Origin of the sequence: Brucella sp. MAB-22 (assembly GCF_025908475.1) — a bacterium.
Taxonomy (GTDB): domain Bacteria; phylum Pseudomonadota; class Alphaproteobacteria; order Rhizobiales; family Rhizobiaceae; genus Brucella; species Brucella anthropi.
On sequence record NZ_CP109781.1, the window covers coordinates 1,265,507 to 1,281,188 of the forward strand.

Genomic DNA, 15,682 nt, shown 5'->3' on the forward strand with positions numbered 1-15,682 from the left:
GGCTTTGCACAAGGAACCTGCGAAATAGCGTTTTGCTGCGACGTGATTTTCCTGTGAGCTGGGAAAAACGGGGAGCCATTATTGCCCCCCGTTTCATAGGCGACGTGATGAGAATTAGTGCCCGGAAAGGACAAGGGTCTGCACAGGCATCATCACGGCTTGTATTCGCAGGATCATGGCATGAACGAGCGCGGTTGCGTCGACGGCATGCAGGAATATCGACCGCAGCGTACCCGCTTCACCAGATTGCAGTTCCTCGTGATTGCTCGTGTAGGCATTGGCCACACAACTGCTACCCGGGGGTATGCCTGCAAGCTGTCCTTCGTAGAGAGGCTCCAGAGTGACTGTGATTGTTCCTGGTTTCGCCAATTGCTGGATGTCGACCAACTGATCGCTGGCGCGTACCTGTCCGCCAGCGATAACGTCTTGCACCTCGGTTACTACCATGGGTATAATCATGAACGGCTTTCCGATACATGTAGCTTCAGCAATCATGCCGGGCTTCATGACTTGTGCCTCAATCTGTCCGAATCCTGCGATAAGAGCCGTTCGGCCTGCTGTTTCCGGCACCAGTATGCCAGCAGGGCGAAGCAACGGATTGACGACTTCACCTGCACGCAGGGTGAACTGTTGAACGGTTCCCGAAACGCCCGCCTTCACGATCGTTTTATTAAGTTCAACTTCCGCCTGCGCAGCTGCGGCCTCGGTGCTGGCCCTCTGCGCCGGAAGTAATGAGGTGATTTTGGTTTCGAGCGTCTGCTTGCTGGCGGTTGCGGCTGCCAGTTCGCTGCCTTTACCATCGGCTATCGACTGGAGACGTTCAATATCCTTGCGGGCGACGATGTTTGGGTTGCGGCGTTGCAGTTCAAGCTGCGTGTTTACATCGTTCTGTGCCTGAACAAATGCTATCTCACCTTGCTTGATACGGGCGTCGGCAGCGACAAGATCGCTTTTGGCGACAACCATCTCCGCATCGATTTCTGCAATGCGTTTCCGGGCTGTTTCCAGTGCGGCTTTTTGCTTGCTGTCATCGAGCTTGAAGAGCGCCTCGCCGGCTTTCACCTTCTGGTTTCGCGAGACATATACCTCATCGACACGTCCGCCTATTTCCGGAAGGATGGTAACGGTTCGAAATGCAGCCGTTACGTTAGATGTAGACGGATGGTAATAGAATATCATCGTAATCAGGGAAATTGTGAGGATGAGACACGCCGTGATCCCCCATCTGAGCTCAAACCACATGGAATAGATCGTGATCTCGTGTCCAATTCGCTTTCCTTGGCCAAATCGACGGTAAAGATAATCTGGAAGTATAGTGATCATCGAACAAAGCAGGAATTCGAACATTATTTCTGCTCCTCTTTGTTTTGATCGAGGGATAATCCGCTGTCGGGCGCGGTTGTCGAAGCGGCAACATTTTGCGGCGCCGGTGATGCAGCCTGTGACGAAACATCATCGCCTGTCGTTGGGGCGGATGGCGGGATCGTCAGGTGAAGTCCTCGCCGTGCAATGGTACGCAGAGACCTTGCCATTGATGTTACCGGCGACAGGAAGTCTGGAAGATCGGTCATTGCCAGCAAAAGAGCTGCAATCCAGAAGAGCTGATTGTGGGTGAAGAGCGCTATCAAGCCCAATACAGCAACAAGCTGAATCTGAATCTTGTTCGTCTGATGAGCGATGTGTTCGGGGAGAGCATGGAGTCTCAGGTAGAGAATACCAGTTAAGAATACTACGCAGATAAGAAAAATAATGACGATGTTCAAAAGTACATCGGTTTGACCTGGGGGGGTTATAAATGCGGGTATGTGTCCGGCCGCTGCTTTATGCACGGCATCTGCTGATTGAGCCATGTTGCCTCCAGCCTTTGTTTGTTGGCGTCCCATACGCTTCACCGGATGGTGGCGATAGAGACCGCGGCTGTTCACCAACAAATGTGCCCGAAAAATGTCAGGCACTCCTTATTATATCAGATCGCAATAACGTTGTCGGAATTTCATTTTAGGATAGGGAAAATTACCAAATGCGCCGAGAACTATAAACAAAGTAAGCCATGGTTAGCCGCTTGGAGCCTGATATCGTCACGTTCATTATGATTCAGGCTCTTGTGTTCAGAGCAATGACAGTAAAGTTTTCTGCTTGTTTCGACGCTCAGGAAGCTTCTGCAGCTTTTCGTTTGATGACCTTTGGCATCCCTTCCGACTGGATTGCGTGAAGCGTATCACGCAGCGCTGAACCGAATACGCCATTTGTTAGCTTACTGGGAAGGATATCGGGACACACAGACGCAACCGCACGGATTATTTCCTCGGGCGTCTTGATATCTTTCAAGCCGGTCTGAAGCTCGGTCGCTTTGGGGTCATTCAATGGAACCGGGTGGCCGTCGTCCTCCTTTCGAGCCAGATAGGCGAGCCACGCAGCGAGAGCAAATACGAAGGGTCCGTACGGTTTGCCCGATGCCAGAGCTTCCAGGGCCGGGGTTGTGATGCGTTGGGGAAGCTTCTGTGTCCCATCCATTGCAATCTGTGCGGTGGAATGGGCTATAGCCGGGTTGGCGAACCGCTCGACAAGAGCCGCAGCATAGGCGTCGAGATCGATGGACAGTCCTTCTACAGTTGCCGCAGCGGCAGCAAGGTGACGACGGACGAGTACAGCATGATCCGGGTCGGCCATCACGTCTCGGACAAAGCTTTTACCTGAGAGTTGCCCGCTATAGGCAAGCATCGAGTGTGCCCCGTTCAGCATTCGCAGTTTCATGTTTTCATATGGGGCGACATTGTCGACAAAGAGGGCGCCAGCACATTCCCATTCCGGTCGTCCGGCACAGAATTTGTCCTCAATCACCCATTGGCTGAAAGGTTCGGTTTCAACGGCAGCGTGATCTTCTCGCCCCGTCAGCTCCACGGCGAGCTTGGCGGTCTGGGCATTTGACGCCGGCGTGATCCGATCCACCATAGTGGACGGGAAGGCGACTTTTTCTGCTATCCAGCGCGAAAGCAGTCTTCCACCCGTTTGATCGGCGAATGCCAATACTGCGTCCCGCAACTTCTGACCATTGTGAGAGAGATTATCGCAACTGAGCACCGTGAAGGGTGGCAATCCACTGGTCATACGGCGAGATAGCGCTGCCACAATAAGCCCGATCACGCTGGTGGGCGCGTCTGGATTAGCGAGGTCGGCGACGATTGCCGGATGCTCACGATCCAGCCTACCGTCACTGGTGATGCCATATCCTTTTTCCGTTACGGTTAAACTGACGATGCGACATCCGGGCAAGGTCATCGCATCCAGGGCATCATTGCCAACCGTCGGGCCGGATAGCACCCGGTCCAGTGCGCCAATCACATGTGCTTCTGTGACCGGACCGCGTGTGATCAGGGTATAGCGGCCGTCCTGTGGATTCAGACTATCAGCAACGGCGGTTCCGCGCAGCGACACTCCCGTCACCCGCCAATCGCCACCTTTTTGCGCCAACACGATATCGGTATAGGATAACAAGTGCGCGCGGGCAAAATTGCCGAGGCCGAGATGAACAATACCGACCTCGTGATTTTCGGGAGTATAAGCGGGCCAGCTGGCCGCTGCGGCATCGTTCACCAGTGCTGAAAGCCGTGTCACTTGTCTATCCTGACATTTGGATGGGACAGGGCGGTCATGATTCCGCGCAATTCGGCCAGGCCTTTGAGGCGCCCAATGGATGGATAACCCGGCTGAGCGCGTCGGTTCAGATCATCGAGAATATCCTGACCATGATCGGGGCGCATAGGAATGCGCCAGTCGGCACGACCTTCGGCCTTGCGGCGGTTCTCCTCTGACAGGATGGCCGCAATCATAGCCACCATATCCGTATGGCCTTCAAGATGAGCGGCCTCATGGAACGATCCGCCAAGGTGGGGTTCTTCAAGTGCGACATTGCGCAAATGCAGAAAATGCACACGGTCACCCAGGCGTTTCATCATACCTGGCAGGTCATTATCGGCGCGCGCGCCCAGTGAGCCAGTGCAAAGTGTGATACCGTTCGCCGGAATGTTTACTGCATCCATGACCGCTTTATAATCAGCTTCGGTGGACATGATGCGCGGCAGTCCGAGAAGGGGGAAGGGCGGATCGTCTGGATGGCAGCACAGACGTACGCCAAGCTCTTCCGCAAGCGGACTCACCTCTGCCAGAAAGTCGATCAGGTGGTTTCGCAGGCGCTCTGGCGAAATATTGTCGTAATGGGCGAGATGAACCTTCACATCGTCCATCGACATGCGTTCGGCAGCGCCAGGCAGACCGAAGACGACGTTGCCGGAAAGCTCAAGCCGCCGCTCCTCGGACATCTCCGCAAAACGCTTGCGTGCAGCTTCGATGAGTTCAGGTTTGTAACTGTCCGATGCGCCCTTGCGTTCGAGCAGAAACAGATCGAAGACGGCGAAATCGAGGGCGTCGTAACGCATGCAGGTTGCCCCGTTCGCCAGCCGATAGGCAAGGTCGGTGCGTGTCCAGTCGAGGATGGGCATGAAATTGTAGCAAATGACCTCGATGCCTGCGTCACGCAGGTTATGCATCGATGTCTTCCAGTTCGAGATATGAGTTTTCCAGTCACTTGTCTGGCGTTTGATATCTTCTGAAACCGGAAGGCTTTCCACGACTTCCCATTTCAGTCCCGAAGGTTCGCCGTTCTTCATCCGGGCAATTTCGACCTGCCGTTTTTCGATTTCAGCGGGCGACCAGACGGATCCGGTCGCCACATGGTGCAGGGCGGTGACAACGCCTTCAACACCTGCTTGTAGCATATCATCGATGGATACGAGGTCCTTGGGGCCAAACCAGCGCCAGGTCTGTCTCATTTATTCGTCTTTCTGTTTTCAGTACTAGGCTGACGCATCAGCGAAACTAATCTGAACCTTAACGGACCGCGTACGATCCGTAGCCGCCTGAAAGGCAGACAAGGCTTCTGTCAGGGGAATGGTTGCGGTGATGATCGGTCGAGGATCGATAGCTTTTGATCCGATAAGGCGTACGGCCTCGGCGAATTCTGTATCGAACCGCTGCGAGCCGACAAACTGGATTTCTTTACCCACCATGACGTTGAGAGGCAGGACGGTCGGTCCGCCGACGCCAACTTGTACGAGGGTGCCGAGCGGTCGAAGGCAGGAAATTGCGTCGCCGATGGCCGGTGCTGCAGCAGAGCATTCAAATACCAGATCGACCTTGCCTTTGCCTTCCTGCCAGCGGGCGAGCCCTGTCGGGTCGGTTGCAATATTGACTGTATGATCTGCGCCCATGCGTGCGGCGACAGCCAGAGTGGCGTCCTGAATATCAGTCACAATGATTTCCGACGCGCCGCGTTGTCGCGCTACCGCCACGCAAAGGGCGCCGATCGGGCCTGCACCCGTCACCATGACGACCTTACCGACTAAGCTGCCTGCAATCGCTTCCCCACGATTGGCGGCATGAAGGCAAACTGCCAGTGGTTCAGAGCAGGCTGCGGCTCCCGGATCAATGCCGTTTGGGACAGGGAAACACTGGTCCGCCGCAATTACTATCCTGTCGCGGAACATGCCTTGTTGGTGCGGGAGATACATTGCCGATCCCTTGAAGCGCATCGCACTGCAATGGCGCGTCAGACCCTGCTGACAGAAACTGCAGATGCCGCAAGGCTGCGAAGGGTTCATAGCAACGAGCTGACCCGGCACCAGCCCCGTCACTCCCTCGCCGAGAGCCTTGATGCGTCCCGAGGCCTCGTGACCTAGGATGATCGGTTCCCGAACACGGATAGTACCAATGCCGCCTTCCAACCAGTAATGCAGATCCGATCCACAAATCCCGCCTGCTTCGACCGCGACCAGCACTTCTCCTGGCCCTGGTATTCCGACAGGCCGACTTTCGATCCTCAGATCGTCCTGCGCGTGAAGGCAGATCACGCGCGTGTTCGACAACTCAGTCATTTCCACCTCACGGCATCAGCGTGTTGGGCAGCCAGGTCGCCAGAGGCGGCATGTAGCTGACCATCAAAAGGACAATCAGATTGGTGATGATATAGGGAATGATCGCCCTGATCACCGGCGAGAGTGGGAGACGCGCAATATTGGACGCGACAAACAGGCAAACGCCGACCGGTGGTGTAGTCAGGCCGATCATAAGGTTCAGGACCGCAAAACACGCAAAATGAATGGGGTCGATACCGACTGCCAAGGCTAGAGCCTGCAATGGTACGAATAGAATGATCAGGGCTGCAATCGTTTCCATGAACATGCCGACGAACAGAAGCAGAATGTTGATCAGCAGGATAACGAGAAACTTGTTATCGGTGATGGAGAGAACCGCATTGGCCAATGTCTGCGGAATACGTTCGGCGACGAGAATCCAGCCGAACACATTGGCTGTGCCCACCAGTACGAGAATGCCTGCCGAACTGATTGCACTATCGATGATGATTTTCGGAATCCGACTTACTGGCAGTTCTCTATAGACGAACAGCCCCACCACCGCCGCATAAAGGCATGCAACCACTGCCGTTTCGGTCGGTGTCGTGATGCCGATCAGCAGGCCACCCACGATCAGTGCGGTCATTGCAATAGCCCAGATCGCTCCGGTGAATGACGACAGCAACTCTCGGGCGCCCTTCCAGTCCTCGCGAGGGAAATTTTTCTTCTTGGCGATGAAATAGGTCGTCACCATCATGGCAAAACCCATCAGAAGGCCGGGTACCGCACCGGCTAGAAATAACTTGCCGACCGAAAGGCCGGAGAGCGATCCGACGATAATCATCGGCACGCTTGGCGGGATCATCGGGCCGACAGTCGATGAGGCGGCTGTGACTGCAGCGGAGAAATCGGCCGGATAACCAACCTTCTTCATGCCGGGGATCATCATGCCGCCAACGGAAGCTACATCTGCGACTGCGGTTCCTGAAATACCGCCGAAAAGCATCGAGGCTGCGATATTGGCCTGTGCCAGCCCGCCGCGCATCCAGCCCACAAGGGCATTTGCAAAGCGAATAATCCGTTCGGTAATGCCGCCGGAATTCATAAGGTTACCAGCCAGAATGAACCCTGGAATGCAGAGCAGAACAAAGCTGTCCATCCCGGCATACATTTTCTGCGGGATGACAACCAAGGGGATGTCCGCGAACAGAAGATAGGCCATCGAGGAAAGGCCCAATGTCACAGCTACGGGCAAGCCGATGGCAAGGCCCAGCACGAACGAGCCAAGAAGAAGGGTCAGGCCCATCAATTTTCCTCCGAATTGGGGATAGGGCGCCCATCATGACGGCCCGAGAGCATTTCAATGATGCGCATCAGTGCCCAGAGACCCAGAGCGACGAGAAGAATGAACTGTGTTGCGTGGATGAAATCCATGCGCCAGCCAAGCGACGGGGCGGTCTGACGGCTGCCGATCATGGTGTAATCCCACGCAGCGGGCAGAAGAATAGCCGCAAAAGCCACCGTCAATGCGGCGCTGACCAGTCGCAAAAGCCACGGCATACGTCCGGGAAGGCTTTCGCAAAGAAGGTCGACATTGACCATATCGCCACTACGCAGCGCGAGGCCCGCGCCGAGCGCACCAATATAGAGCAGGCAGAACCTGGTCAGTTCCTCGGTCCAGACTGGGGCGCTGCTCAAAAACGTGCGCGCATAGACCTGCAATAGCACCGCCCCCATCAATAAGAGAAATGCTGCCAGTATCAGAAGGCGACAGATGCCTTCCAATCCTTTGAATAGTTTTGTCATGGTATCCTCGACGTGGCAGCTGCCGGATTGGGTCCGGCAGCCCCATTATCTCAGTCGTTGAAAACCTGTTCGACCAGGGGACGGATTTCCTGCGGAACAGAGTTGATGACAGCGTCGCGCGCCTTGTCGGCAAAGGCAGCCTGATCCACGTCGACAAACTTCACGCCCCGGCCTTCGAGATCGGTGACGAGTGCCTTTTCGTCAGCGATGAACAATTCGCGTTCGTAAGCCTGCGTGGCCTTGGCGGCTTCCTGCAATGCAGCCTGATCGATCTCCGAAAGCTTGCCCCAGCTTCGTTCCGATATGGCCAGATAGATCCACGAGCGAACGTGTTCCGTCTTGTTGACGACTTTCTGGACTTCATAGAAGCCGCCAGACTTGAAAAGCGCGAGCGGGTTTTCCTGACCTTCGATAGTGCCGTTCTGGAGTGAGGTGAAAACCTCCGAGAAGGCCATCGGGGTTGGGTTCGCACCAAGCGATTGCCATGCGGCGACAAAGATCGGCACATTCGGCACGCGAACCTTGAAGCCTTTCAGCTCTTCCGGCTGTGTTATCTCGCGATTGGCTGAAAGATTGCGCGGGCCGCGTGCAAAATAGGTCAGCGGGCGAATACCCGCCTTTTCGACGATCTCTGCCTCAATCTGCTTTCCGATTTCGCCGGAGGCAATCTTGTCCATATGTTCAAGCGATTTGTATGCATATGGCAGAGCAAGCAGGGCTGCTTTTGGCGCCCAGTTCTGCAGGCTTTCACCGGTGATGGTCATATCGGCCGTGCCAAGCTGCATGCCGTTGATGACGTCGATTTCCTTACCGAGCGATTCATTCGGATAGACTTCGACGGCAACGCGCCCTTCGGTACGAGATTTGACCTCTTCCGCGAATTTCAGTGCCGCTTTGTGCCAGATATTCTCTTCATTGGCCAGATGGCCGAGCTTGAGTGTTACCTCCTGTGCCAGCGATGTTCCTCCCATAATAGCGAGAACAGCACAGGTTGCTGCCAGACGCGTAAGAATCCGAAATTTCATTGTTTCCTCCTCTGGATAATGTCTTTGCTGTTGCTGTGAACCCTACAGAAAATATTCGGGCCGCTCCTGTTCGATGACAGGCAAATCACTCAGAATTCCTCGCAGATGTCCTCGCATCGACTGTTCGGCCTGGAGGGCATCGCCGCCCGCAATTGCTTCCACCACTGCGCGATGTTGTGCAATGAGGCGATCAACCGGGAAATGCATGCTGGAAAGAAACCGTACCCGGTCCATCTGAGCCTTCATCTCGACGACGACGCGCCAGGCTTTTCCCTTGTCAGCTCCCTCGGCCAGAGTGCGGTGAAATATTTCATCCGCCTCCATGAAATCCCGTGCAGACCCGCCAACGAGCTTTTCCTGACAAACGAGCTGGGCTCGCAACTCGGTAACCAACGTCTGATCAGGAGATTGGGCCAGAAGCTTAACGATGTCCGCTTCAACCGCTTCGCGCACGAAGCGCGCATCCATTACGGCCTGAAGTGAAATTTTCGCGACGAAGGTGCCTCGCTGAGGCCGAACCTCCAGCAGCCCTTCGTTGGCAAGCTTGATGAAGGCTTCACGCACAGGCTGACGGCTAACCCCATATTGCTGAGCCACATCGGCCTCGGAAATCCGGATGCCTGGCGACAATGCATTATCAATGATGGCAGCCCGCAGCGTTGCGTAAAGCTGATCGACCACACTGACGTGTTTCGGTTGCAACAATGGGCTTCGCATGATTTTGACTCCTCGAATTTCGGATATACCATACTACCATACCAGTCAATACAGGTATGTATTCGTACGTCATCCGAGACAATTGATTCCAGGGCCGTCAAAATTGCAGACGTCGAAAAACAGCTAAACGAGCTACGAGAAAGCGGGCTGAACCCAAGAAGTTGTGCCTGGATTTCCAGGCCGGATCGTTCCTGTTGACGAAGAAGCAGAAAATATTGAAAAAGCGGACGCTGACAAACCTATGTAACGAACATCCTACTTGGTGGGGCCTTGAACACGAGGCTCTGGATGAGGTTGTAGCTGCAGCATACGGTTTGGCGGTCGACTTGACGGAAGAGGACGTGCTTGCCGGCCTGTTCGCCCTCAACCAAGAGCCGGCAACTAAACACTAAGAAGGTTGTCGCTCTTCAGGCGAAATGTTGACATTAATCGGATCGCTTAGTACTCAGAAGAAAGCTCGAGAATATGCTTGGAATCTCATAAGGCGTTGTTTTCGTTTCTAATCTAAGCTCGCGCTGGTGTGCCCGTTTTCTCCCTCCGGTGCCCAAAAACCGCATGTCGCTCTTAATAGGGCAGAACGTGCGCTATCGCCATCTTGGAAGCCGCAAGCTGATAGTCCATTCCTGGCTCCATTCCGGCCATTCACAAAATTGATGACCAGTTGGCGGTTCATATCTCGTTCAAGAGCAGGGATATAATGGTTATCGAGTGGGGCGATAATCTTGACTGACTTCAGTCTGCGGTGCTGAATGTCTAAGACATCGGAAACAACTCGGCTGGAAGTTGTCCTCTAAAAGTCCATCCACCTTTTGTACCAAAATCACCTTACTCCGTGAGATGTCCGAAGAAGGTATTTCCTGAATATTCTGAACGCAGTAACCCTTCTGCGCTGAGCCTCGGCATAAGTTCGTCAAGGGCGAGCCTCATGGAGCCGGTTGAGCCACCGGGTGCGGTTATGAAGCCGTCGATTGCGCCTGCTTCAAACCATTTGCGAATCTCTTTGGCTGCATCCTCAACCGTCCCGATCACCTGCCAATGTGCGGCGCTGATGACCTCGGGTCTGCGCAAGAGCTCATCAAGCGAAAGCTCCTCACGTTGCAGCAAACGCCGAAGCAATCCCGCATGGGTTTTGCTTCGGACCTTTTCGGGTGGGGGTGGCAGGTCGGCTGGTCGAATGAGACGATTTGCGGGCCATTCGGATAGGTCGAGACCGGTCATCTCACGGATGAATGCGATTTTGCGAGCGCGATCACCTCGCGCATGCGTGTAGGCGAAAAGTTCTTCCGCTTCTTTCCGCGTTGATGCCAGATAGAGGCTGAGACCGGGAAGCAGGCGAACGTCGTCCGACTTTCGGCCATGGAATTGCGCACGGTCACGAAGATTGCGGCGAAGATCGATTGCCGCTTCCATATCCGGGGTCGCGGAAAAGACGGCGTCGGCAACGGATGCCGCGAAGTCGCGCCCTGCCGGTGACGCGCCAGCCTGAATAAGCGGGATGGGAGCATCCTGAACAGAAGGGACATTGAGCGGACCTTTAACCCGGTAATAGGTACCGTCGTGATCTATCGGATTTATGGCTGCCGTATCTGCAAAGCGGCCGCTTTCACGATCACGTTTCAAGGCCGATCCGGGAAAACTCTTCCATAAGTCACGCACGACGCTGGTAAATTCGGCTGCCTTTGCATAGCGTTCGTCGGATGAAGGCATTTCCGTCAAACCGAAATTCTCGTTGCCATCGAGTGCCGTGACAATATTCCACCCGGCCCGGCCATTGCTGAGCCAGTGCAGGGACTGGACCTGACGGGCAACGACATAAGGCGGCATGAAAGTTGTCGATATCGTGGTCAGAAGACCGATATGCGAAGTCTCCCGCGCCAGCGTTGCCATGACGAGCGTCGCATCCATGCTGCCGAAGCCCGGAGTGGTTTCCATGATCTGATGGTTCATGAAAAGGCTATCGGGACGGAATACGAAATCAAGCTTCGCCGCCTCGGCTCGCCGGGCGATATCGATATAGAAATCTGATCCGAGTGTCCCCTCGATGTTGCTGTCCGGATGCCGCCACCCGTCGCCACTCAGCCAGGTCGGTGCCAGCGACATACCAATGTGAAGTTTCCGTTGCTCACCCATTTCGGGCTCCCGTTAATGTATATAAAAGGCTGTGCCGGCCACGGATGTGACCGGCTGGATTGGCGGGTTTACTAAATACTTAGAACGTGCCCTTGATGCCGACGCCGAATGTGCGCGGCATGGTCATGCTTGCCTCGATGCCACCAATGCCGCGGTTCTGCTGCAGATAGGTCGGGGTGCGCTCGTCGAAAATATTCTTCACATAGCCGTAAAGCTGCAGTGATTCATGGAAATCATAGCTCACACGCGCATCGGCAATCGTATAGGCGTCCACGACATAGGTCGGTGTATTGGCAAGGTCGGAATAGTAGCCGTCAGTGTGGCGAACCTGTCCGGAGATATTGAGCTTTTCCGTTGCATCCCAGCTCGCACCGATGCTGAACATATAACCGGGAGATTTGGCGAACTCGTTGCCCTCATAGCTCACATTGCTCGAAATTTCGTCGATTTCGGTGCGGAGAATACCAGCACTTGTCTTGATCGTCAGATTAGACAAAAGCTGATAGTCGAGCCCCATTTCAAGACCATAGGCATGAGCCTTTTCGGCATTGATCGTATAGGATTGCGCCACACCGGGAGAGACGACGACAGGAATGTTGTACTGGGCGTTCTTGAAGTCCATGTAGAACAGATTGCCTGTCAGCGTGAGCTTGTCGTCGAGCAGATTGGCGCGCGTGAACAACTCGTAGTTCCACAGCGTCTCATCCTCAAAAGGCTTCCACTGCCTTGAATTGAGATTGAGGGAAACCCCGCCGGGGTTGTAACCCTTGCTGACCAGTGCTCCGATCGTCAGATCGGGTGTGACAGCATATGCCAGCGATACTTTTGGCAAGAGCGCGGAGAATGTTTCGTCGTAATCGAGTGGCGTTGGCGCTAGCGCCGATTTTCCGATGCGCTGTACACGATCCTGCTGGTAACGAAGCCCACCGGTCAACGTCCACTGGTCGTCGAGCCGGTAGCTTACTTCGGCAAAAAGCCCCAGATTGTCTTTCGTATCGTCAAATGTCGTCGTGCCTTGAAGCAGCATGAACTCGTCCGACTTGGTGTTGGCGTAGAAAATACCGGCGACACCGCTGATGACGTCTTCCTGCTCGCCAAACGTGATACGAGACTCATTGGAAATGTTCTTCTGATTGATATCGGCCTTGCCGTTATTCGCAATTCCGGTATGTCGATGCACCGACGACGCCGAATATTGTGCTTGGTTGTAGAATTTCACGCCATTGCCAAAATCATAGCCAACATCAAGGATGCCTGTATTGGTATCCTGCTTCCAGCTTGGCATGGTCGTGGTTAGATGTTCGAGCTCGTCGAATGGTGCGGACGCTGCTTCCTGGCTTGGACGGTTGGATCGATTGTGGGAATAGGTCAGCTTTGCCGTAAGGCCGGGAATCTCTGCCGGTTCCCATAGCAGTTTCAGCCGCGCATTCAGGGCCTCGAAATCCTGATTTGTCTTCTCGGAAATGAAGTTGGGGCTGATATAGTCGATGAAGGTATCACGGCCCGAATAGTCGATTGCAAGGCGCGCTGCCAGCTCATCCTTGTAGATGGGGCTGTTCAGCATGATTGAGGTGCGCTTGGTGTTGTAATTGCCGATCTCGACCTGATAAGCACCTTCGCGCGTGAATACCGGGTCCTTGGTGTTCACGATGATCGCACCTGCAATTGCATTGGCACCCTGAGATGTCGTCTGCGGGCCACGGAACACTTCGATGCTGTCGAGATCCCACACCGAAGTCGCGCCGAAATAGTATTCGTTATAATTCAGATAATGCCCATCGAGATTGATCGTGGCGCGCGGCACGGTGCCGCCCCAGAACACGTTCTGCCCTGTGTTTGGGCCCTGCGTATCCTGCCCGCGAATGATGGGAGCGCCGACATTATCAGTATAGATGACGTTTGGGACGTTCGCGATCACTTCAGCCACGGATGAATCGCCTGTCTTTTCCTTGTCGATTTCCTTGGCCGAAATGACGGTGACCGATGACGCCGTGTTCTTGATGTCGCGCGCGACTTTTTCCCCCGTCACGACCACAGTATCAAGCACGATCGCGTCGGAGCTGGCTTTCGCAGCCTCCTGGGCAAGCGCAGGCGTTACCACAAACACCGCCAGCGTGAGTGCACTGGCGCTGGACATCAAGCCACGATTCAAACGGATATTCATAAGTCGCCCCAAACATGAGTATATTAGTCATGTTCTGTTAAAGCATAAGGGCATCATTCCGCAATAAGGAATGCATACCGCAATACAGTATAATATCAAGCCTCCGATATGTGTTGCATGCCCGCAACAGTGAGGGAGAGGCAATTCAATTCGGCTCAAAACCCTCAAGGTCTGCCCATCGCATTCACAACGCAGAGGGCATGACTTTCCAACGGCTTGTCGCTAAACATCGATTTGCTATTACCGAGGAGGAGGCAAAGCATTTGAACGAGAACGACCTGTCCGATGACAGCGACACCACGAGTGAAAAACGCTCGGGTACAATACAGTCGGTTTCCATTGCCGCGCGCTTTCTCCGGATTCTGGCCAATGCGGAAACCGAACTTGCGTTGGGCGAAGTCGCCCGGCGGGCAAAGACGGGCGGCTCGACAGCGCATCGTTATCTGCAGAGCCTCGTCAAGGAAGGCCTTGCAAAACAGGACGCTGCAAGCGGTCTTTACGATCTGGGGCCGACTGCGCTGAGCATCGGCATAGGCGCCTTGAAACGTGTGGACGCTGTGGAGATTGCGGCGCAACACATGAAGGCCCTTTCGCAACGACATGCCGTCAGCGGTGGTGTTGCTATCTGGACAGATCGTGGCCCGACACTCGTGCGCTGGTATCGAAGTGCGTATTTCTCGGTCAATCCGCTGGCGCTGGGAGACACATTGCCCATCGATAATACGGCTTGCGGTCTGGTTTTTCAGGCTTTTCTACCCAAGGCTATGGTCGATGCAGCGCGTAAGGTACAGCCAGCTCACTTTCGGGGCAGCCCGCCGGCAAAGTCACTGCTGGAACAGGTGCGCAACGAACGATGGTCCGAAATGACCAGCCATCTTCTTTCAAATGTGACAGGGCAAGCCGCCCCGGTCTTCGACGCGCAGCGGGAAATCGTCTGCGTCATGACGACGGTGGCCGATCTTGGACAATTGCGAAGCGAGGACGAGCGGAGAGCGCTCTTTCATGAAGCGTCACTGGTCAATCAGGCAACTGGCGGAAGGATCGTAGACGGGGAGGGTGGCGACGCCAGCGATTGAAATGTCACGGAGATTGCGAGGGCGTTGCTCGGGGGACGACGAGCGGCGTTCCCGAAACCGGATCGGTAATGATTACCGATGCAAGGCCGAACACATCTTCCATCAGCTTTTCTGTAACGATCTCGGATGGAGCGCCTTCCGCCATGATCGCCCCGTTTCGCATGGCCACCAGATGTGAAGCATATCGGCAGGCATGATTGAGATCGTGTAGTACGGCAACGACAGTCCGGCCCTCGCGGTTAAGTTCCGCCAGCAATTCCAGAAGTTCGATCTGATGCGCGATATCGAGATAGGTTGTCGGTTCATCGAGCAGAAGGATCGGTGTTTCCTGGGCCAGCACAAGCGCAATCCAGACGCGCTGACGCTGTCCGCCGGAAAGTTCGTCGACTGAACGGTTGGCGAGGTCGGAAATGCGGGTGGCTTCCATGGCGAGTGCTACCGCTTCTTCGTCTTTCACCGACCATTGTCGCAGAAAGGACTGATGCGGATAACGACCGCGTGACACCAGATCGGCAACGGTGATGCCATCGGGAGCAACCGAGGTTTGCGGAAGAAGACCGAGCCTGCGCGCAGCTTCCTTTGCCGGAAATTGGCTTATATTCCTGCCATCCAGCACGACTTTTCCACTGGCCGGTGCAAGCAATCGTGACAAGGCACGCAGCAATGTGGACTTCCCGCACGCATTGGGGCCGACAATGACGGTGAAAGACGTATCGGGAATAATGACTGACAAGTTCTCGACGACAATCTGATCGTTGTAGCGCAATGTAACGGCGTCCGCATGCAGGCGTTGCATCATGGCTGGTCCCTTGAGAAATCACGAGGCTGTTCGTATTGCATTGTAGAACGCATTCT

At 54.8% G+C, this 15,682-nt stretch carries 14 protein-coding genes; 2 read left to right on the forward strand and 12 right to left on the reverse strand.

Annotation, left to right across the window (positions count from 1 at the left end; genetic code table 11):
* Window positions 1-114 precede the first annotated feature (114 nt).
* The 9 genes from OHI65_RS05750 to OHI65_RS05790 form a co-directional block, all read right to left on the reverse strand.
* On the reverse strand, window positions 115-1,347 hold the full coding sequence (locus OHI65_RS05750) for an HlyD family secretion protein (protein ID WP_012093427.1): 1,233 nt from the start codon (window positions 1,345-1,347) through the stop codon (window positions 115-117).
* The gene (locus tag OHI65_RS05755) at window positions 1,347-1,850 is read right to left on the reverse strand and encodes a hypothetical protein (protein ID WP_235824420.1); all 504 of its coding nucleotides are present in this window, start codon (window positions 1,848-1,850) and stop codon (window positions 1,347-1,349) included. The genes OHI65_RS05750 and OHI65_RS05755 overlap by 1 nt, the downstream gene beginning before the upstream one ends.
* Before the next feature lie 298 nt (window positions 1,851-2,148).
* A complete protein-coding gene (locus OHI65_RS05760; protein WP_125301040.1) occupies window positions 2,149-3,615 on the reverse strand; it encodes a mannitol dehydrogenase family protein in 1,467 nt (488 codons plus the stop codon).
* On the reverse strand, window positions 3,612-4,829 hold the full coding sequence (uxuA, locus tag OHI65_RS05765; protein WP_125301039.1) for a mannonate dehydratase: 1,218 nt from the start codon (window positions 4,827-4,829) through the stop codon (window positions 3,612-3,614). Before uxuA ends, OHI65_RS05760 begins: the two co-directional genes overlap by 4 nt.
* Before the next feature lie 24 nt (window positions 4,830-4,853).
* Window positions 4,854-5,930, reverse strand: coding sequence for an L-idonate 5-dehydrogenase (locus OHI65_RS05770; protein WP_114048071.1), 1,077 nt, complete (start codon window positions 5,928-5,930; stop codon window positions 4,854-4,856).
* A 7-nt stretch (window positions 5,931-5,937) separates the two neighbouring features.
* Window positions 5,938-7,215 (reverse strand): TRAP transporter large permease, encoded by a 1,278-nt coding sequence (locus OHI65_RS05775; protein ID WP_036577572.1) that lies wholly within the window; start codon window positions 7,213-7,215, stop codon window positions 5,938-5,940.
* Window positions 7,215-7,715, reverse strand: a complete 501-nt coding sequence (locus OHI65_RS05780; RefSeq protein ID WP_012093421.1) for a TRAP transporter small permease — start codon at window positions 7,713-7,715, stop codon at window positions 7,215-7,217. Before OHI65_RS05780 ends, OHI65_RS05775 begins: the two co-directional genes overlap by 1 nt.
* 50 nt (window positions 7,716-7,765) lie before the next feature.
* On the reverse strand, window positions 7,766-8,740 hold the full coding sequence (locus tag OHI65_RS05785) for a TRAP transporter substrate-binding protein (RefSeq protein WP_125301038.1): 975 nt from the start codon (window positions 8,738-8,740) through the stop codon (window positions 7,766-7,768).
* Between the two features lie 42 nt (window positions 8,741-8,782).
* Window positions 8,783-9,457 (reverse strand): GntR family transcriptional regulator, encoded by a 675-nt coding sequence (locus tag OHI65_RS05790; RefSeq protein WP_012093419.1) that lies wholly within the window; start codon window positions 9,455-9,457, stop codon window positions 8,783-8,785.
* Window positions 9,458-9,651: 194 nt separating this feature from the next.
* On the opposite strand from OHI65_RS05790, the gene OHI65_RS05795 reads away from it, so the two are divergent.
* On the forward strand, window positions 9,652-9,849 hold the full coding sequence (locus OHI65_RS05795) for a hypothetical protein (protein ID WP_125301037.1): 198 nt from the start codon (window positions 9,652-9,654) through the stop codon (window positions 9,847-9,849).
* Between the two features lie 433 nt (window positions 9,850-10,282).
* Here OHI65_RS05795 and OHI65_RS05800 read toward each other — a convergent pair whose 3' ends face one another.
* Together OHI65_RS05800 and OHI65_RS05805 are read right to left on the reverse strand one after the other, a co-directional pair.
* Window positions 10,283-11,587: an NtaA/DmoA family FMN-dependent monooxygenase gene (locus OHI65_RS05800; RefSeq protein ID WP_012093418.1), complete on the reverse strand. Its 1,305-nt coding sequence runs from the start codon at window positions 11,585-11,587 to the stop codon at window positions 10,283-10,285.
* 79 nt (window positions 11,588-11,666) lie between these two features.
* Window positions 11,667-13,751, reverse strand: coding sequence for a TonB-dependent receptor (locus OHI65_RS05805; RefSeq protein ID WP_125301036.1), 2,085 nt, complete (start codon window positions 13,749-13,751; stop codon window positions 11,667-11,669).
* 263 nt (window positions 13,752-14,014) lie between these two features.
* Here OHI65_RS05805 and OHI65_RS05810 point away from each other — a divergent pair, with 263 nt between their 5' ends.
* Window positions 14,015-14,827 (forward strand): IclR family transcriptional regulator, encoded by an 813-nt coding sequence (locus tag OHI65_RS05810; RefSeq protein WP_264358534.1) that lies wholly within the window; start codon window positions 14,015-14,017, stop codon window positions 14,825-14,827.
* Between the two features lie 4 nt (window positions 14,828-14,831).
* Here the strand turns inward: OHI65_RS05810 and OHI65_RS05815 are convergent, their stop codons facing one another.
* Window positions 14,832-15,626, reverse strand: a complete 795-nt coding sequence (locus OHI65_RS05815; RefSeq protein WP_125301035.1) for an ABC transporter ATP-binding protein — start codon at window positions 15,624-15,626, stop codon at window positions 14,832-14,834.
* Window positions 15,627-15,682: the final 56 nt, after the last annotated feature.